Here is a 19,196-nt window from a genome sequence, read left to right on the forward strand (position 1 = left end):
AGATTCGACTGGAGCCACTTACGCTTTAGGGGCCGAGGTGGGGGAGGCCCCGCGTGTTAATGCGGTTACCGCGGGTTACCCACCACGCGTGAGCTGCTATTCGTTTGTTGTGGTGGGTAACTGGCCGATTATGGCCCAAAAACGTGAACAAAACGAACAAAAAGGGTGTTTACTCAACACTTTGGACCGAGCTGTGTTGGGTAAACGGTTCCTGTGCGCGTGTTAGTGTCACTCGGCTTCACGAGTGCAGAGGGTGTAAACACGTCTGTTTTCTGTGTGTCTGGCGGCGTGGCATCTGCGTGGTGTGCCACATCTGCTCAGCGCACCACCTTTGCTTGCGCTGGTGGCCCAAGTGAAGTGCTCCGGGTGATTTAGCAAGCCCGTGTGGCGCAGTGTGAGGCATCGCGGAAGTCTGGATGCGCGTTCAGGTTTACGGCCGGAGGGCGGGGCAAGCATAGTGCGGAGCAGCGAGGGTGAAGCTCTTGCGACGTGCAATGCAACTTTAGTTAAGGATTTAGCTATTCGAATGAAATGCAGATAAGTAATTGAAAACTTTACTAAAATAATTGAATACTGAACTATGTGATTGAAATACTAACTACTGTAGTTGAGTGTTCAACCGTTTCTAAATGAATGTTCAACTATCCTGTGAGTTGTTGAGCATTTTTGCCAGATCCATAGGAAAAAGTTATTAAATGCTGAACATTGGGTGTATGTTTGTGAAGGGCGGTTCACTAACACTGAAGTTTCGTGCAGTGAACGCTGGGAGTGGATCGCCAGAAAAGGCTGAGGCAAAAGGCCTCATTTACAACTCATGTAAAGGATCTATCTCCATGACTACGTTCTCTCGGACCGCACGTGCGGTCACGGTCGCAGCCGTTGTGGGCCTCTCGATGGGCGTTTCCGCTCCTGCTGTTCTCGCTCAGCCCGACGAACCTGCTCCAACCCAGGTGCAGAAGGGCAACATTGACTTCTCCAAGAAAGGTTCACTGACCCTCTTCAAGAAGAAAGGTGCTGAATCCAACACTCCTGCCACCGGTGAGGAAATGAAGGATGTGCCCGGTGATGCACTCAACGGCGTAACCTTCAAGATCACCAAGCTGAACTTCGACCTTGAAAACGGCGACTGGACCACGTTCCCGAAGACCGCGGCTGACGTCCAAGAAGGCGACAAGACCACCACGACCTATGAAGAGACAACATCAGGTCAGGGTGAAGCCAAGTTCTCGGACCTGCCACTCGGCATCTACCTGGTGGAAGAAACCAACGCACCTGACGGGATCGTTTCCGGTGCCCCTTTCATCGTGTCCATCCCCATGGTGAACAAAGCCTCGGACGCGTGGAACTACGACGTCATCGCGTACCCCAAGAACTCGGAAACCAAAACCGAAAAGACCGTTAAGGATGCCGACCAGCACATCCAGGACGCCTACACCTACACCATCAACGCAGATGCTCCCACCTGGAGTGAAGGCAAAGAGCTGACAGCCTTCCGCTTTGAGGACAAGCTGGACAAGCGCCTCGACTTCCAGGAAGTCACCGAAGTCAAGACCGGTGACACCGTTCTCGGTGAAGGTGACTACACCGTCAACAACCCTGCTGAAAACGGCAACAAGCTCGTGGTCAAGCTGACCGAACAGGGTCTGGCGAAGGTTAAGTCCGGTGACAAGCTTTCGCTGACCTTCAACGTTAAGCGTAAGGAAGTTGGCGACACCACCGAACTGAAGAACCAGGCTGACGTCATCTTCAACAACCCAAACACCGGTAACGAAGTCAAGGACAAGACCAACGAAGTTGTCACCTACCACGGCAAGCTCAAGGTCATCAAGAAGGACGGCGAGGAAAAGGGCAAGGTCCTTCAGGGTGCTGAGTTCGAGCTGTACCAGTGCACCTCAGCTGCTGATCTTGGCGACAAGGTGACTGTTAAGGGTGACGACACATGGACCACCGGTGAGGACGGAACCATCAGCATCGACGGTCTGCACGTCACAGACTTCGCAGACAATGCCGAAGTTACCGATGTGAAGAAATTCTGCCTGAAGGAAACCAAGGCTCCAGCAGGTTACGCGCTACCCGAAAACCCCGTCACCGAGATCGAATTCACCCGTGACAACATCGCGGAAACCGGGGACCTCGAGGGCGACGACGAGATCACACTTGTAAGCGAGATCGACAACATCAAGCAGGACACCCCGAACCTGCCAATGACTGGTGGAGCCGGTGTTGGTCTCCTCGGTGCAATCGGTGCCTTGATCGCCGGTGCTGGTGTGTGGTTCGCACGCCGCAACACAAAGAAAGCACAGGCCGAGTAACACCTCGGGCACATCAGAGGCCGGCACGGCACTCTGACGCACGGGATAGTACGTGCGGAAGGCACGTACTATCCCGTCCACTCCACTTTTCGTGACATCGTTGGAGGCCTTTCCGTGGGCAAGCACTCAGCGTCAACTCTGAAACGAGTTGCACCAAAACGGCAGACTGCCAAAGCAAAGAAGAACTCTTTGCTGATGCCTGCCATCGTGGTGATCCTGGGACTGCTGGTGATGATGTACCCAGTAGTGTCCACGGCATGGAACAACTACGGATCCTCAAAAGCTGCGCAAGAGTATGCCAAGCTCGAGAAGTCTGTTCCTCAAGAAGTCAAAGACAAGAAGTGGGAAGACGCGCACAAATACAATGAGCGCCGTACGACCGGACCGATTCTAGACCCGTGGCTCAACCGCATTCACCCCGACAACCCCGAGTATGGCTACTACTTGGACCAGTTGGACAAAAACGAGGCAATGGCGCGGTTGATCTTCCCGGCAATCGACGCAGATTTGCCCATATACCACGGCACGTCTGACGAAACGTTGCAACGTGGGCTGGGGCATCTATACGGATCTGATCTGCCGGTTGGTGGAAGCGGAACGCATTCGGTCATTACCGGACACACCGGGCTGTCGAACGCCACCATGTTCGACAACCTCAACAAAGCACAGAAAGGTGATGTCTTTTATGTGCAAGTATCCGGTCACAAACTGAAGTACGAAGTCGACCAGGTCAAGGTGGTTCGTCCAGACGAAACGGACGATCTGCATGCGGTCGACGGTAGCGACTACATCACGTTGATCACCTGCACGCCGTATGGGATCAACTCTCACCGACTGTTGGTCCGAGGGCACCAAGTGCCCATGGCCGAATCTGAAGACACTGTCTTCGATCAGAACCACGCATCGAACTGGCAATGGTGGATGTACGCACTGGTAGCGGTTGCCCTTACGATTGCGGTCGCTTTTGCGTGGTGGTTGTGGCGCCAGTGGAAAGCCACACGTGGTAACGACAACAAGGCGGGAACAGCTTCGAAAGCTGAAGCAGGCACAACTGCCGGGGAAGAACCCAGCAGAAAGCCGAATGAAGGCGAAACACCGTCTTCACAAACGGGTAGATAGTTTTAGTAGGTAAGCAACGATGAAGAGAAATGCAGTGTCATTGCGGAAACTCACCGCACTGCTTCTTGTCGCGTGCTCTATGGTTTTTGCCTTCAGCACGGTAGGTGCCAGTGCTGCTTACGCCACCAGAGTCGTGGGGGGCCCAGAAGCTGCAAGCGCTGACGAGACAGACGGAACCGACGTCGTGAAAATCACGATCAGTCCTGGAAACCCAGACGATGATCACACGCCACCTTCAGGGTCAGTGGTGGGTGTGACTATTCACATGGACCGCCTCCGAGGTGTGTCAGGGACAGATGAAAACGACCGCAACCGTATTGAAGGTGCCTCTATTGGCGAGATCTCGTCATGGCCCAAAGACCTATCCTTTAGCAAAACTAGTGATCAAAACGGGACGGTGAAGTTCACCGGGCTACCCAAGGGCATCTACCTGGTCACGTCATCTGCACCCAACGACTCCTACCGGGCCATTAACCCGTTCCTCGTTTCCGTGCCTTTCTACGGCAGTGCACAGGGCACTAGTCCGGTCGAAGGTGTCATTGTCGCCAAAACACACACGCCGGCGGAAACCCCAACGCCACCTCGGGAAACTGAGACCCCGCCACCGGGATCAACCCCGCCACCAACGGAAACGGACACACCGGAACCTCCTCGAAAGCCGGGGGATGAGCCCCGAGGGAGCGACCAACCACTACCCGTCACAGGTGCCCAGGTGGCAGTGCTTGTGCTGATAGCAGCGGGTCTCATTGGTTGTGGATTCATCATCATCCTTGTGAGTAAAAGAAAGTCTGAAGGTGGGAAGAAATGATGCACGCACTTCCATTCCGCCTGTCGAAGAAACAGCACATAGTTATACGCCTGCTGGCTGTGTTCGCAGTGCTGGCGGCACTCATCGCCAGCGGACTCGCAGTCATTCCAGGTCCCACCCCGGCGCAGGCGCAGACGCAGAACATTCCGGTCAGCCCGGCAAAACAGGACTTTTCGAACACTGCTACGCAGAACACCTACACATTCACCGTCGACGCTGACGCAACGATGAACAGCCTCGACTTCAACGTCACCGGCAACTACTTCTTGCTTGAGTACAACCTAATGGTCAATGGCAGGAGTCTGAAGAAAGAGACGTTTTCTTCGTCGCAAAAGCTTCCGTATTCCAAGACGGTCAGTGGCCTGAACTCCCCCCTGAAGAAGGGTGACAAGATCGACCTGTACCTGAGGTTTAATTTCCCCAGGGAGCAGGGAACGGTGTCAATGACCCCAAAGGGGACTCTGGGCGGTAGCACACCAACTCCTACACCCACGCCAACTCAGCCCACACCTACGCCGACTCCAACCTCTACTCCGGATCCGTCGGACAAAACTGTGACGCCCGCAGCGCCCACAGCGGTTGACCCTGCCACTGCTCCTCAGTGTGTGGAGAAGGGCTACATCAACATTCCTGGCACACAGGGAGTTGACTATTACATTGCGGGGCAGAAGAAGCCTGCTGGCCAGCACTTTTTCGAAGGGACAAAGCCTGCCACCGTTAAGGTCACGGCCAAGGCACAGTCTGGCTACCAGATTGCTTCTGGGGCTACGACTGAGTGGTCGTTCAACATGAGTGGTGAGGTGAAGAACTGTTCGGGTGACCAACCGACCCCACCGCCAGACGGCCGCACATTCAAAGCCACCGGACATGGGTTTTCACTGCAGGGCGACCCGGTTGCTCCAAACAGGCCCGACACCTTCACGGCAAAAGTCGGTGAGGACGCGAAACTGAACTACATCACAGTGCGCATCAAAACCGACGCTACGTTCCTTGACCCGCAGCACTACCAGCTGACCGTCGACAAGATTGAAGACGGAGTGACGCTGCAGAAGCGTAACGTCAACATCGGCAACGGTTACATCACAATGGACGTTGTGCCGATGAAGGATGGCAAGCAGGTCGACTCGGCGTTTTTGCCTAAGGATGCAGTGTTCACGTTCACCAACAACCTCGCTCAGAACAAGAGCCTGGTAGTTGAGCTGGACGCTTACGGCACAAAGTCAGCAGATCCCACTGACCCGCCCATCATTTCACCGCCAGACGGTGCGGACTGGGTTCACGGGCGCGTTGCGAATCCACAGTTGCCGATGACTTGTGGCCTGCGCATTGCTGTTGTCGCCGACTTGTCGACGTCGTTGAACTACGCGGACAATACGAACGGTTTCGATGAGTCGAAGAAAGCTACAAACGCCTTTATCGACGCGCTCGCTGGCACTTCCGCTGAACTCGGTCTTTACAACTTTGCGAGCACCGCTCCAGCGAATGTTCCTGGCTCGACGCACGGCAATAACCCGCCGTACATTTCCATGTTGACGCAAGACGGGGTTACACAAGCTAAACGCGTGGTGTCGAACTGGAACTTCAACCAGAACAATAGTGCAACCAACTGGCAAGCTGGTTTGCAGCAGGTCAAAGCTGGAAACTATGACGTGGTGTACTTCATTACCGACGGTATGCCTACCACGTCGTCCACGATCAAGAGCAAAGGCATCGGTGGAGAGTTCGTTCAGGCAAGTGCACTCAACGATGCAATTGACGCAGCGAACGAGCTCAAAGCCTCTGGTACGCGCGTTGTTCCGCTCATGGTCGACCTGACACTTGGTGGGCGAACCAGTCAACGCCCTGTTGTAACGAATGATCTAGTGCTCAAAGACGCCAAACGCATTGGCTGGCAAGCAGATCCGGGACAAGCTCCAGGTTTGTACTACAAAATTCGAAGTGACCACCCGAAGGCTATACACGCCAATTACATTAACACCGATATTTTGGTGAATCTGAAAATGGCATATGACGGGGCCGGTAATCAGACCCTGCAGGTGGTTGAGCGTTTGCCTAATGGGAGACAGGAGACGATCACTTCCAAAATGTCTAGGTGGACCTACGGTACACGTGATGTGAAGGTGATGGGCGAAGACATCTCGGGCACAGGCGATACTGTTCGAATCACTAACTACAGTGGTCTGGCTGCGCAGATGAAGTCGATCGCTCAGGACCTAACCAAGAAGTGCGGCGGCGAAGTGATCGTCAAGAAGCGCATCGTCGATGAGGACGGCAAGGTTCTGTCCGACAGTGAGCCAGGCTGGGAGTTCACTCTGTCCGCTAACGGCCAAAAGGTCATTGATCCTGGAAATGGTGAACTCGTCACCCAGTGGCGTAAAGCCACCTCTTGGAGGGAAGAGGACAAGGGAACCGCACGCTGGGGAATCCAGAGTGAAACGGCGCAGGATCTCACGCTTACCGAAACACAGCAGGCAGGCTATACGCTGTTTAAACGTGATGGCAAGAACGCCGTCTGTCAGGAAACCCGCGATGGCAAAACCACGTCAATTGCCGTTCAAAATGACGGCGAGTTCGGCTTTAAAGTGCGAATGAACGAGAAAGACAAGGTGCTTTCACGTGTGTCGTGTGTGGTTGACAACTACAAGACGCCAGAAGCGACAGGAAAATTGACCTTCAAGAAGGCACAGTACGTTGACGGCGAAGTTGTCGAAATGTCAGATTTGGGCGGCGCGACCTTTGAGATCTATCCGGCTAAGGACGGCAAGCCTGACTACAGCGCTGGCAAACCGCTGTACACCATCAAGCCGGGGCAAGAATCCATTGAGGTGAAAACGACTGGCACGTTCTTCCTTGTGGAAACCAAAGCGCCCAACGGCCTGAACCTGCTACCCAAACCGGTTCCGTTTGAGATTGCATTCGACAAGGATGCCAAGAAGTACAGGGTCTCGACTGTGGGTAATCATCCTCAATTAAAGGCATCAGGATCTGGCGACGCCATGTTACTAGTCGTTGCAGACACTGCTTCTGGTCAGCTGCCCAAGACCGGCGGCAACGGAGTGTTGGTGTGGGCCCTGGGCGGCCTGGTGATGGCTGGCGGTGGCGCGCTCTGGATGCGCCGTCGTAAGTCGTGACAACGAGCATGGTTTGTATCTGACTCGGTTACACGCTGAGGCCCGTCTCCCCAAACGGAGGTGGGCCTCAGCGTTTCCGGAAAGTTGCTGGGGCGAAGCGCTTAAGTGGTTCGACTCGTTTCTCTACAAGGGTCAGATCATTTTTCGTGTGATGTGTTGAGTAATGCGTTGATTTTGGGCTGAAAACGTGAACAAAACGAACACAAGAGGTGTTTTCTCTACACCTTTGTTCGAAGGTTGTAGAGTAAACCGGTCATTCGTCGGAGCCGCCACCCGCGCTAGCCACACTTACCGCGCCAGCCGCGCCGACCTCGGCCCCTTCTCCTTCACTGCCCGTGTTAGCGGTACGCAAGGACTTGCGCCACCAGTAGATCATCAGCAACACAATCAAAACGGCCGCAGCCAAAATCGCCCACATCCACCACTGCCACTGCACACCAGAACCGTCAAAGACCGAATCGTCACTGGGGTCCATAGGAACCTGGTGGCCGGTGAGCAACAGTCGGTGTGTGTTAATGCCGTACGGGGTGCACGTAATCAACGTGACCAGGTCCTTACCCTCTTCACGCTTGAGTGAACTGGTGTCAGAAGGCTCCACTACACGGATGTCATCGACCAAGTACTTGAGTTTCTTACCACCCACAGCAATGTAGAAGGCATCACCCTTCTGAACCTTGTCGAGGTTGTCCCACATGGTCGCATCCTGCAAACCAGTGTGAGCCGACAACGCAGCATGTCGACCTTCACCATCGCCCTTGCCACCCACAGGCAAGTCGGTGCCGTAAAGGTGGCCGACACCTCGGGTCAGGGCTTTTTCTGAAGTTCCGTGGTAAATGGGCAGATCCGAACCGATCGACGGGATCACAATACGGCCCATCGCGTCCGTTTGGTCAAGAACAGATAGGTACTCTTCGTAGCGCTTGTATTCGGGGGAGTCCTGGTCGTCAGACGTGGTCCACGCATCGCTGACGCTGATCTGCCCCAACTCCTTGTTATATGCGTGCGCTTCATCCCACGCCTTATTTAGTGCCTCTGGCGGTGCGTGTTTCTCGAGCTTGGAGTACTCAGATGCCGCCCGGCTCTGCTGAAAATTGTTCCACTGTGTAGCCACAACCGGATACAACAGGACACCCAGGCCAACCACTACAAGCGCCAGTGCAATGTAGCCATTGGCGTTGAGACGTTTGCGCTTTGCGCCACCACGTTTACTGGAGTGTCGCCCCATTGCTCCTCATCCTTACAATGCGCCCTGACGACGCGTATTTACAGCGCGCCTTTCCAGCGCATGGGGGTTACCACCTCGGCCGCAAAACCCCAACGGCAACCAACCCGGTGCATCCCAAAACTTTCAGCGTTACCAGTCTAGTGGACCTGCTACACAAGCGCCCTCGAAAACCGCCCGCGTGTGGCGCCCTTCCGGGGAAACTTGCAACCTGCAACTCGCAGATACTCGCGCGTTTACTCCTCAGACTTTCTACGCGCAAAAATGAACACTGCCAACAGAAGCCCAATAACACCGGCTCCCAGAAGCACCGCTAGCGACCATGGGAACGACCCGTCCTCGTCACTGGCAGAGTCAGCTTTCTTGGCCTTTCCACTCTTAGAAGGCTCAGCGGACGCGCTTGTGTGGTTCTCATACGACGGCTCGGGGCCCGCGATGACGTCCTCACTCGCGTCACCCGCATCGTCGGGGTTGCGCGGCACCGGGTCAGAATAATCAGGCGCACGAGTCTGCTCATCACCCGAATTACCCGGCGCCCAGTCTGCTCCCGCCTGACCGGGAACCGTGCCGTTACCGGTATCCGGGTCTTGGGTACGGTCGTTGGCATCCGGGTCGCCGTCGCCGTCCTTGTTCTTGTCATCCGGTTTCTGTTGGCCATCCTGGTCGCCACCCTGGCCGTCCTGGTCGCCACCCTGACCGTCCTGACCATCCGGACGCTCGCCAGGCTGACGCTCGTCTTCACCCGGCGGAATCTGCTCAGGTGGTTCGTTGGCGGGTGGTTCTGTTACCGGTGGCTCGTCAATAGGTGGATTCGGCCGAGGTGGCTCCTGGTCATCGCTGTCGTCTCCAGGTGGCGTTCGGCCATCGTCTGGGGGAGTCGTGGGGCTCGGTTTTGGTCTGGGGGACGCCGGAGGCTCAGGTGTGGGCTCATTAATGAACTCCACGGACCCGTTTTCGACCTTCAGCTTCACAACCCGCGGGTCGACCTGTTCACCTTTATTTTGAGGCTTTCTGGTATCGACGTGGAAGACTCTGCCATCCTCGCCGATGATGAAGTCGTGCGTCCGCACCGACCCGTCCTCTGCGCGCTCAACCGCGCTGAACGTGCTTCCTTCAGTTGCGGGTTTGCCGTCCACATACACCTGGTACCACTCGCCGCGGTTCTTCATCGACGAAGGTTTGACAGGTTTTTTCGGTTCCTCAGTAGGCTCGTCTGAGGGTTCTTCGGAGGGTTCGTCCGCTGGGTCGGGAGTGGGCTCCTGTGTTGGCTCAGACGTGGGCTCGTCTGTTGGCTCCGTGGTCGGTTCTGGCGTTGATTCTGATTCCGAAGAAGTCTGTTTGTCCGGCGTCGGCTCCGCGGTAGGGGTGGGCTCCGCAGTAGGCGTCGGCTCCGCAGTAGGCGTCGGCTCCGCAGTAGGCGTCGGCTCCACGGTAGGGGTGGGCTCAACGATAGGTGCCGGCCCAGTTTCTGCCTCCGTTGTGGAGTCAGGTTTCTTCGTTGGTTCCGAGGTGGGTGTTGGTTCCGGCTCGGAAGTCGGCGCGTCCGTAGGTTCCGGGCTGGCCTCGGAGGTCGGCTCTGCAGTTGGTTCAGGCGAAGGCTCAGCAGTTGGCTCAGCGGATGGTTCAGCCGTCGGCTCAGGCTCAGCAGTCGGTTCCGGCGTGGGCTCGGCATTTGTGACCGGCTCCGGCTCAGGCGCAGGGCTGGCCTCAGGACTAGAATCCGGGCTGGTCTCCGGCTCAAGAGCAGGGCTAGGCTCTGGGCTCGGTTCCGCCCGCGTTTCCGAGGTGGTGTCAACGGGCTGTGACGTGGCTGCAAGTGCGGGCGCACCACCGAGCATCACAGCGACGCACGCTGTGGCAAATAGTGCTGTAATCCGCATGTTAAACATTTCCTGCCCGTGTGGTTCTTCCGGTCATTTATGCTACCTAATTTGCCGTGGTCCGCATGGTTTTACTTGGTGTATCCGCTGATTGTGTCTGGATTGCTACGCACAATGGCGAAGCTTTCGTCTTTGCCGACTGCTAAAAGTTTCGCACTTGATTTGTACGCCACGTTGTTCGCGATGAGTGCTTGTGTGCCGTTCACTGTGGCGGGGGTGATGTTGCCACGTGGTTCGTTAAAGGCAACATCGTCTACAGTACCGTCTTGAACAAGCAGCCCGTCTTCCATTGAGAACATGTACGGGCCGAACGTGGCCAACTGGTATCCCTGTCCGCGCACCCAGTTCGCTTCGCCAACTGCATCGGTGCTTGCTGCCACTGTTGAGGCGATCTTCCCGGTATCCAACTGGTGAACGACCACCTGAATTCTGTGCCCACTGGAAACAGACGAACCGGCCTCGCCCCACAAGGTGACCACTTTTCCGTGCCCCGCGCTCACCCAGCGAATGACGTGGAGGTTCTCATCTGGCTTTTCGAGCTCAACCTTCTTCACCTCGCCGTTTTCCACGTTTGTCACCGAAAGCGGTCCGGCAAACCTCGCGGATATAAGCGAATCACCGTCGAGCGCCATAGGGGTGGACCCTGGGTCAGGTGTGGGAAGTTGTTTCAACCCGTCCATGCCGAAAGTCGACAACTGGTTACCTGACTTAATCAGCACGTGCGTCCCAGCCGACGACATCCGCGCACCCTCCGGCAGCTTGTATTCGCGTGCATCCTTCTCGCCATCGATCAGTGCGTGCGCGGTATCGCCAATACGCCAGACAAGCGCGGCCTTGGACTCGATATGGGTGTCCACGGCGAACTCCAACTGCCCGTCAGCGGTGGATTCGTACTTCGTCTCCCCGTTACTGGGGTCCAGAACTGTGAGCTTCTTCCCGTCGATGATCAGCACGCCTCGGTCTGAGGCAGTCACGGACGCCCCGGCCGGCACCTTGTGCTCCCAGGCTGCGCGCTGGCCAAAACCGGGCACGGGCTCTCGCTGGTCTTCCACCGAACGCAATCCGGTGGGGTTTTGGCCCCCCGACGACTCGATGCTTTGTGGCGAACCATTGTCCGGCGACCCGATGAAATGCGGTGCAAAGTACGCCGCAACCACACCCACGAGCAGAACCGCCAACACGATGCCTGGGATTGTCAGCCCACGTTTTGATTTGCGTGTCGCTTTGTTGGACCGTGGCTCCTTTGCTGGGGTAGCCCCATTTGTTGCCCGAGGTGTCCCCTGGGTCTTACTTCCACCCGCACCTGCCGTTGCTGCCGGTGAGGGCTGTGGCGCGGGTCCGGAGAATCTGTCCGGTCGGCCGGCAGGCGCACTGTCAGCCCAGTTGCCACGCGGGGGAGGGGTGATTGGTTGGGTTGGTTCTGTTGGATCCGCCGGCGCGGTTGGTTGCGTTGGCGGTTGTTGTGGTTTGGGTGGGTGCGTTGGTTTATTGGACGCCCGAGGTGGTTCCCCGCTGGGTGCCAGTCGCCCTTCCGGTGTGAAGGTGAGGTCGCGTGAGGTGTCGCCGTCTTGTACTGAGATGTTGACCGGCTGTTGCTTGTGCCGCGCGTACCGTGCGAGTTCGCTCATCGCCGCGCCGAGGTCGGGGAAGCTCTGCTCGGTCCCATCGAGCGTGAGATGCGCCGTGCGGTCGGCGTCGACAGTCACCTCAACACGTGGCATAGAAATGGGACCTCGATTTCTTCAAGCGGGAAAGCGTTCTTAAAGCCTAGCTATCTTTTTGTTGTAAGCGTGTTGCTTTCGCCAAACTGTTACCGGGTTTAATTGAATCGTGACTCCGTGAACGTATTTGCAAATGGTGCGCGAGCGGGTCTAAGATTATCTCTGCTGTCTGTGCAAGACGGTAATGGTGGCTATAGCTCAGCTGGTAGAGCACCGCGTTGTGGTCGCGGGGGTCGCGGGTTCAAGTCCCGTTAGCCACCCCAGGTGAAATCTCGGGACATCGTTCGCTCGATGTTCCGAGATTTTTGCGTTTTGGAGTGCTGATGTGTCGGGTCCTAGTTCGGGTTAATGCTCAAAAGCCCGTGACAGATTGTGACTGGCTCCGCTCGAACGCCCTCTGACCCGGGGTATATTCTTTGCAGGTTCAAGAGTTGTAGCTTTCAGTACCTGGCTGGCTGCACGGCAACCCTCTCCACCGAGCGGGGTGCCCCAGGGGAAGAACCGGCATGATCAACCGTTCATGCAAGTCGATGGATACCCGCGCGCACGCTGGGATCTGGTAAGGAACATTCTCATGTCTAAAAACCGCAATGGCGCAGGTGCTAGCACATCTAACTACCGCAAATCCTCGGACGGATGGGGTGCTGTCCCTGAAGGTGATCGCCCTCTGTGGTCTCGCTATATGCTCGACTACTGCCCTTGGTTTCCTGGAGCCACCGTTATGACGCTGATCGCAGACGGAATCGTCAATGGCGGTACCCGTGCCCCTCAAGTGTGGAAAGAGACGGCCCAAGAACTGCATGGCGCCGGCTTCACCCCGCTCCGCTACTTCTTGCTCGCTGAACTGTTGTCAGGTGCGCGAAAGAAGGGCGAACTAAATGAAGAAGCGCATGGTCATCTGTTTAAACAGTGGTACCAGGAACCATTTCCAGCTTTCCAGCTCGAGGCCCAAGCTTGGAAGCCCTGGCTCGAACGACTCCAACAGGCGCAGTCGCCCACCCGGGCGCTCAGCCACATGCTCAACGGGGCGAAACAGGCCCCGCTAGGCATGGTGATCAGTCTTTCTGGAGCGCCCACACGCATCGTTTCTGACTGACCATATGTGGAGTGTCTCGCCACGCCAAGCGGGTCGACGGCGATCTCTGCCGTCTGTGCAAGACAGCGCAAAACGAGCGAAACTACGCAATATAATGCGCAGTTTCGCTCACTTTGCGCCGTCAGCAACCCCTTCGCCTTTACACCGCACCTCATGCCGTTAGGCTAATTGTGTGAGCCGATTGTTTCGCCTGATCTACCACCCGCACTTTGGGGTGCGTTCGCGTGCTTGGGCTAAGCGCGTCATGGCCATTGCTGCCTTACTGTCGCTCCTGGCAGTTTCAATTCCGATTGCAATGGAGAAAATCTCCACATCGCGCAACTACCAGCTTTTTGGCGGACTCATTAACCACGTGGACACTGAAAAGAAACTCATCGCGCTCACATTCGACGACGGCCCAGATGAACACACCGACCAAATCGTTTCGATGCTCGACGAACTCGATGTTCGCGCCACCTTCTTTGTCATTGGCTCAGCCATGGAAAAGTACCCGGAATACGGGCGCAAACTGGCACACCACGGCCATGAGCTAGGAAACCACACGTTCAACCACCGCCCCATGCTAGGTGTTTCATACACCACGGTGGCCAAGGAACTCTCAGCCTCAGATGCCCTGATCCGTAAAGCGGGCTACTACGGCCCCGTTCACTTCAGGCCCCCATATGGCAAGAAGGGTGCGGTCCTTCCCATGTACTTGCGTGCCCATGAACGCACCACAGTGATGTGGAGCAACCACCCTGAAGACTTCACCCGGCGCAAGCCTCAGTCCACCACCGAAATCGTCAACTACGCCGTCAAGCACGCGAAACCTGGCGACATCATGATCCTGCACCCCTGGTACGGACGCGAAAACATCCGCAGCGCCATTCCTTACATCGTGAAAGAACTACGCTCGCAAGGCTACGAGTTCGTCACGCTGTCTGAGTTGCGTGCCCGCGCGTAAGTTCATACAGCGCAAAGTGAGCATGACGGCGCATTATTTTGCGCTGTTTTGCTCACTTTGCGCAGAACCCCGCGCAGAGTCACGCCCATCCATGACGCAATGGCGTAATAGGGCTCATGTTTTTCACCTCAGTGTGTTGCTGTTGACGGCACGTTGCCGAGGTGAAGGCTGGCGTTTAGTCTCCGTCTGCCACTTGTAGCGCCCCTGGACTTCTGTGCAGACCCCTGCGTAGATTTCGGGGTGAGTTCCAGTTCGTTTAGCTACAGTTCACAGGTTGGACTGTAGCTAAGCGTCTACGTAGTCCGTTACTTACAGAGTGAGGCAGTTCTGAGTCGCTCCCTATTAGTTGGACTGAAAAACCAGTCACACAGTGGGGAGTATTCCCATGCGCGCGGCATGCTCGATGCCTGAATGGCGCGCCCGCGCATGCAGTAGGGGAGGGCGCCGAGGCCGTCTGTTACTTTTCAGCGCCCGTGGACTTCTGCGCAGAATTCCGCGCAGAGTCACGCCCAGAGTCGTGTTCGTTGCGCGCAAGCAACGAGGCACGCCGGTGAGCACCGGCCGACGTCATCTGCGCAGTCGCCAGGTCAGAGTCCGCATCGGCAACGATGGACTTCTCGGTCACATCGAACTTCTCACGGTACTTGCCCAGCAACAACCGGCCCTGCGAATACAGAGCAGTCGATGCGTTGAACGTCATGATGGTGAACGGGTACAGGAACCACTGCCCAATCATCATGAACGACCGCATACGTCCGTAGCGCACTGGCCGTGGCGTCAGTATCGACAAGAACACCAGCATGGACACCAACAGCGAAATCATCGCGACCTGCTGGATCACACCCACAACAAACGGCATGTTGGCAACGAACGACGTCTTCGACCCGCCGCTTTGCAGCAGCGCAATCACAGGCACCCAACCACCGAACGCAATGATGATGGACACACACGCCAGCGTGACGTGCCCTTCAAGCAACATAAAGAACCGCACGGCTGCCGGCCAAAACGGCGCCTTCTTATCAGCAATTCCCTGTGCGGCATACGGCACGTCGGACGCTCCATACGACCAGCGTGCAAGCTGCTTGAACTGCGCCACAATGGACTGCTTGAGGGTTCCAGCCAGAACGGCGTCCTGGAAAATGGGCACGTGAATCGCGGTCACCTTGTAGTCCCCACCAAAGTGGAAGTAGGAGCGCCAGTACTGGTGGCCGTCCTCAACAATGGTGCGCTTGGACCAAAAGTTCATTTCCACCAAAGCGTCAAGCGACTGCGAGTGCGACGCGAAGTTACGCAACGCAAACGGGCGTACCGTTGTCGTTAAGTTAAAGAAGCAGTTAGCTGAGGCGATCACGCGCGTAATCGCCGGGGCATCCCAAATGTTGCTCAAGTACAACGCGATGGGCTGGTAGGACCGACGCTTACGCTCAGGGTCAGCGATGTATTCGTACGACACGTAGTCGAAGTAGCTTTCGTACGGCTTGTTGTCACAGTCCAGGGTGGTAACAATGACGTTTGAGTAGTCAATCCCGTGCTCGTCCGCCCATTCCTGCACGCGATAACCGGCGTACGTAATGTTCGCACCCTTACCGGCGATCTCATCGGGGAGGTCACGCGGGTGCTTGATCAGTTCGAACTCACGGAACTTGTGCCCGTACTCATCTTTCAATCGGTTGACGGTCCGCTCGATCTCTTCACCGCCTCGTTCTTCGTATGCGAAGAAGATCGCCAGCTGTTCTCCCGGTGTTGTGGTGTACTGCAAACCACGCACGGTGGGCGCAATAACCTCATACGACTCGTTGTATGCCGCGATGATGACCGCGTGAACAATGTCGTTGGGGTGGATGTAGTCTTCCGGGTTGCTCTTCATCAGGTCGAGCAGTTCCCGGTGACGGTGTACGTTAAACGACCCAGGCGGGCTAGGTGGCACGCGCTTCCCGTCGAGCGTTAAACCAATGTCAGTGAGGCGCGACCCCCAGTCAACGCGCGCCGAACGCTTGTACCTGTTGTATCCGCGAACCAAGTCGAACGCACCGCGCACACCTCGGATGAACATAAACCCGACGACCAGCAACACGTAAACGGAACCCACAATTGGCGAAATCGCAGAAAGCACAATGAGAAGCACCAACGCGCCGTAGCTCATCAGCGCTGGAAGCAATTCGAAGAAGCGGTAAAGCGCTCTACGCTTTCCCAATGGGATTTCGTTGTCCACGTAATCACCTTACTTGAGTACAACAGGGCAACTTCTCATTATAAGAAGCACCTTGAGCGTTTGTGGCAGATGAGCTGTAAATAAGGTGGGGAGCTGTGTGAAACACCCCACGTTGGGCTGGCTACGGCTACTTCTGGGAGTCTGGTGAGGGGGCCTCGACATCTTGAACGCCAGTGACAGCGCGGGAGGCTTTGATCGCCGCGTCGGTGGTGACGTCCTCAACGAACGCCACGTTGCGGTAGTACTTGAGTTCCTGAATCGAATCGAGGATGTCCCCAAGCGCCCGGTGCCCGCCGGTTTTTTCCGGCGCGTTGAAGTAAGCCTTTGGCAACCATCTCTTGGCGAGCTCTTTAATGGTGGACACGTCGATAATGCGGTAGTGCAGGTAGTCCACGATTTCCGGCATCTGCTTCTGCAGGAACGCTTTGTCCGTGCCCACGGAGTTGCCTCCCAGCGGAGCCTTTCCCGCCTCGGGCACGTGCTTCATGATGTAGTCCAGCACAGTGGTGGCCGCGTCTTGGACCGTAGTTCCAGCGTCAAGTTCGTTAATAAGGCCCGAGGTGGTGTGCATGTTAGTGACGAATTCGTTCATGTTTTCGCGGGCCCGCTGCGATGGCTTAATGATGACGTCGACGCCTTCGTCGACGGGGTTGAGATCAAAGTCAGTCACTATCGCAGCGACTTCAACCAGTTCGTCGAGCCCGAGTTCGAGGCCAGTCATTTCGCAGTCGATCCATACAATTTTGTCTATAGCCACGCTTTGATTGTACTGACGGTTCCACCTTTAGCCACCAGACGCCACACACCCTGCAACCTGTGCCCCCACCACACCTGGGCAATGCCTGACAGCCAGCGCGCGAATCCTTAACTAGCGCTCAGAGTTGCGGTTTCAATGTTTCTATAGAATAGTTGTCGATCTTTGTTGCCGTCGTTAGGGGAAAGTGTGCGTTATGCCTTGGCAGGCGTCCTGATCGTCGTGGGTCTGATTACTGGTTTGATTGGTGTTGCCCAAAAGACTATCTGGGCTCCCGATGACCAAATCGTTGCCCAAGCTGATCTGGGAGACCCAGGCTCTGTTGTCGTTATTGAGCCTGGTGTATTGAACCTTTACGACGGTGCCGCTGATCTGAAGGTGGAACACGACGGACCCATCTCGATCGCACGCGCCAGCAAAGAGAACGTCGACGCCTGGGTCGACTCTGCAGCACACACTAAGGTCACCGGCGTGAAAAGCGAAACAGAACTTCGCACTGAAAAAGTCGACGGTGACGAAGAAACCCCTGCCGTGAACGACGCAGACCTCTTCACCTCGGTGGAATCCGGCGATTCCGAACTTAGCTTGCACTGGGAAGAAGACCCGGGACGCACCGCATTCTTGGTGAGCTCAGACGGTAAAACACAGGTCGACGGCAAGCTGTCAATTTCATGGCCAAACCCTGCTTCAACCCCATGGGCGATCCCGCTCATGGTGATCGGTGCGATCCTCATCATCCTGGGTATCGTGCTGGCATTCCTGGCCAACCGAACCGCTCGCCGTGAAAAAGAACGCCGCAAGAAGCGCGCAGAACGCCGTCGCAAGCTCGCGCAGATGGGAACCGCGTTCGTGATCGTTCCTGGCCTGGCGCTCGCCGGGTGTTCAGGGCCTGAACTTCCTGAACCCGAACCCGAAGAAGCCCCAGAAAGCCCCGGCGGTGTCATCTCGGATGACCAGTTGAACTCAATCCTGGAACGCATCTCATCGACCGTGTCCGGTGCGGACGAAAAGAACGACACCAAGGCCCTCGAAGAACGTGCCACCGGGCCGTTCCTCGAACAGCGCAAAGCTGCCTACGACATCAAGAAAAAAGACAAAGACTTCAAACTTCCTCCCGCTCTGGCAGCACAGAGCGTCAAGGTGAACTTCACCTCGGCGACGGACACGTGGCCCCGCGTCACCTCCGCGGTGACCTTCGACGAGAAGACTAACCAAACCCAGGTGTTGGTGCTTAGCCAGGAGTCACCTCGGGACAATTACAAGGTGTGGGCCCAAGCCGTCATGCTGGGCGGAAGCGAGTTCCCGTCCGTGAACGACTCACGCCAGGGATCGGAACTGTTGCCACCGGATGCGGACGGTCTGGCCATGACGCCCACCGACGCGGTGAACACGTACATCGACATTCTGAAGAACGGCGGCAAAGCGAAGAACGTCAAGTCCTTTGAGGACGACCCATTCCGCAAGCAGACCGCTGACGGCCAGCGCAAAGCAGCTGAGGCGCTCAAAGACGGAAACGCTGAAGTGAAGTTTGAGTACAGCCGAGGTGACGAACTGGTCGCGCAGAGGGCGGCAGATGGTTCGGCGATGGTTGTGGGATCGGCTGTGCAGAAAGTGACGTACTCGCCTGAAAAGGTTGACGACCGCAAGGGTCAGTTGTCGATTGACAAGCCGCAGAGCGAAATCGTGGGGAAAAAGGAAACTGACCAGAACCTCACCACTGAATACCGCCAGGTCTACGCGTTTATCGTTCCTAAGGGCGAAGGAAAAGCACGCCTGATTGGGCTGACTTCCGTGCTTTCGGGTGCAAAGATCGAAGAAGGCAACGACAGTAACGACGAAGGCAACAACGACGGTGGCGACAATGGTGGAGACGGCAACGACGAAGGCAACAACAGCGACAACGAAGAGTGACGCTGACGGCGCCTCGCCGACCACCGCACGCACGAGTGCAGGCGTAGCCGCCCGCACGCAAACGATAAGCTAGACGTTCACAGGGAA

At 56.4% G+C, this 19,196-nt stretch carries 12 protein-coding genes, 1 tRNA gene and 1 riboswitch; of the genes, 8 read left to right on the forward strand and 5 right to left on the reverse strand.

The genetic code is table 11. From position 1 onward, the window contains the following. The first annotated feature begins 833 nt into the window (after positions 1-833). The 4 genes from JOE56_RS08135 (at position 834) to JOE56_RS08150 (ending at position 7,370) form a co-directional block, all read left to right on the forward strand. Positions 834-2,312, forward strand: a complete 1,479-nt coding sequence (locus JOE56_RS08135; RefSeq protein WP_204515582.1) for a SpaH/EbpB family LPXTG-anchored major pilin — start codon at positions 834-836, stop codon at positions 2,310-2,312. A 114-nt stretch (positions 2,313-2,426) separates the two neighbouring features. Then, positions 2,427-3,431: a class C sortase gene (locus JOE56_RS08140; protein ID WP_338028651.1), complete on the forward strand. Its 1,005-nt coding sequence runs from the start codon at positions 2,427-2,429 to the stop codon at positions 3,429-3,431. A gap of 19 nt (positions 3,432-3,450) precedes the next feature. Then, positions 3,451-4,239, forward strand: a complete 789-nt coding sequence (locus JOE56_RS08145; RefSeq protein WP_204515583.1) for an isopeptide-forming domain-containing protein — start codon at positions 3,451-3,453, stop codon at positions 4,237-4,239. After that, the gene (locus JOE56_RS08150) at positions 4,236-7,370 is read left to right on the forward strand and encodes a SpaA isopeptide-forming pilin-related protein (protein WP_204515584.1); all 3,135 of its coding nucleotides are present in this window, start codon (positions 4,236-4,238) and stop codon (positions 7,368-7,370) included. Before JOE56_RS08145 ends, JOE56_RS08150 begins: the two co-directional genes overlap by 4 nt. 253 nt (positions 7,371-7,623) lie before the next feature. Here JOE56_RS08150 and JOE56_RS08155 read toward each other — a convergent pair whose 3' ends face one another. The 3 genes from JOE56_RS08155 to JOE56_RS08165 all read right to left on the reverse strand — a co-directional run bounded on the left by JOE56_RS08155 (position 7,624) and on the right by JOE56_RS08165 (position 12,193). After that, the gene (locus JOE56_RS08155) at positions 7,624-8,595 is read right to left on the reverse strand and encodes a class C sortase (protein WP_204515585.1); all 972 of its coding nucleotides are present in this window, start codon (positions 8,593-8,595) and stop codon (positions 7,624-7,626) included. Positions 8,596-8,828: 233 nt separating this feature from the next. Beyond that, positions 8,829-10,472: a hypothetical protein gene (locus tag JOE56_RS08160; RefSeq protein WP_204515586.1), complete on the reverse strand. Its 1,644-nt coding sequence runs from the start codon at positions 10,470-10,472 to the stop codon at positions 8,829-8,831. A gap of 71 nt (positions 10,473-10,543) precedes the next feature. Further along, entirely contained in the window at positions 10,544-12,193 is a 1,650-nt protein-coding gene (locus tag JOE56_RS08165) for a hypothetical protein (RefSeq protein WP_204515587.1), read from the reverse strand. A gap of 187 nt (positions 12,194-12,380) precedes the next feature. Here JOE56_RS08165 and JOE56_RS08170 point away from each other — a divergent pair. From JOE56_RS08170 to JOE56_RS08180, 3 genes are all read left to right on the forward strand, one after another. Further along, positions 12,381-12,456, forward strand: a tRNA-His gene (locus JOE56_RS08170). Positions 12,457-12,615: 159 nt separating this feature from the next. Then, positions 12,616-12,728: riboswitch (SAM riboswitch) on the forward strand. 39 nt (positions 12,729-12,767) lie between these two features. Then, positions 12,768-13,289, forward strand: coding sequence for a hypothetical protein (locus JOE56_RS08175; protein ID WP_239530406.1), 522 nt, complete (start codon positions 12,768-12,770; stop codon positions 13,287-13,289). A 172-nt stretch (positions 13,290-13,461) separates the two neighbouring features. Continuing rightward, positions 13,462-14,232 (forward strand): polysaccharide deacetylase family protein, encoded by a 771-nt coding sequence (locus JOE56_RS08180; protein WP_204515588.1) that lies wholly within the window; start codon positions 13,462-13,464, stop codon positions 14,230-14,232. A gap of 457 nt (positions 14,233-14,689) precedes the next feature. On the opposite strand, the gene JOE56_RS08185 is transcribed toward JOE56_RS08180, so the two are convergent. Then, positions 14,690-16,444: a glycosyltransferase family 2 protein gene (locus tag JOE56_RS08185; protein WP_204515589.1), complete on the reverse strand. Its 1,755-nt coding sequence runs from the start codon at positions 16,442-16,444 to the stop codon at positions 14,690-14,692. Positions 16,445-16,571: 127 nt separating this feature from the next. Then, positions 16,572-17,165 carry an oligoribonuclease gene (orn, locus tag JOE56_RS08190; RefSeq protein WP_239530716.1) on the reverse strand — a complete coding sequence of 198 codons (594 nt, stop codon included), beginning with the start codon at positions 17,163-17,165 and terminating at the stop codon, positions 16,572-16,574. A gap of 222 nt (positions 17,166-17,387) precedes the next feature. On the opposite strand from orn, the gene JOE56_RS08195 reads away from it, so the two are divergent. Next, on the forward strand, positions 17,388-19,109 hold the full coding sequence (locus tag JOE56_RS08195) for a DUF8094 domain-containing protein (RefSeq protein ID WP_204515591.1): 1,722 nt from the start codon (positions 17,388-17,390) through the stop codon (positions 19,107-19,109). Positions 19,110-19,196 lie beyond the last annotated feature (87 nt).

Source organism: Brevibacterium paucivorans, from assembly GCF_016907735.1.
GTDB lineage: Bacteria > Actinomycetota > Actinomycetes > Actinomycetales > Brevibacteriaceae > Brevibacterium > Brevibacterium paucivorans.

Bases quoted from the DNA above. Each gene is read 5' to 3' on its own strand.
- JOE56_RS08175 (WP_239530406.1), top strand. From the start codon at position 12,768: ATGTCTAAAAACCGCAATGGCGCAGGTGCTAGCACATCTAACTACCGC.
- JOE56_RS08160 (WP_204515586.1), bottom strand. From the start codon at position 10,472: ATGCGGATTACAGCACTATTTGCCACAGCGTGCGTCGCTGTGATGCTC.
- JOE56_RS08145 (WP_204515583.1), top strand. From the start codon at position 3,451: ATGAAGAGAAATGCAGTGTCATTGCGGAAACTCACCGCACTGCTTCTT.
- JOE56_RS08150 (WP_204515584.1), top strand. From the start codon at position 4,236: ATGATGCACGCACTTCCATTCCGCCTGTCGAAGAAACAGCACATAGTT.
- JOE56_RS08155 (WP_204515585.1), bottom strand. From the start codon at position 8,595: ATGGGGCGACACTCCAGTAAACGTGGTGGCGCAAAGCGCAAACGTCTC.
- orn (WP_239530716.1), bottom strand. From the start codon at position 17,165: ATGACTGGCCTCGAACTCGGGCTCGACGAACTGGTTGAAGTCGCTGCG.
- JOE56_RS08135 (WP_204515582.1), top strand. From the start codon at position 834: ATGACTACGTTCTCTCGGACCGCACGTGCGGTCACGGTCGCAGCCGTT.
- JOE56_RS08165 (WP_204515587.1), bottom strand. From the start codon at position 12,193: ATGCCACGTGTTGAGGTGACTGTCGACGCCGACCGCACGGCGCATCTC.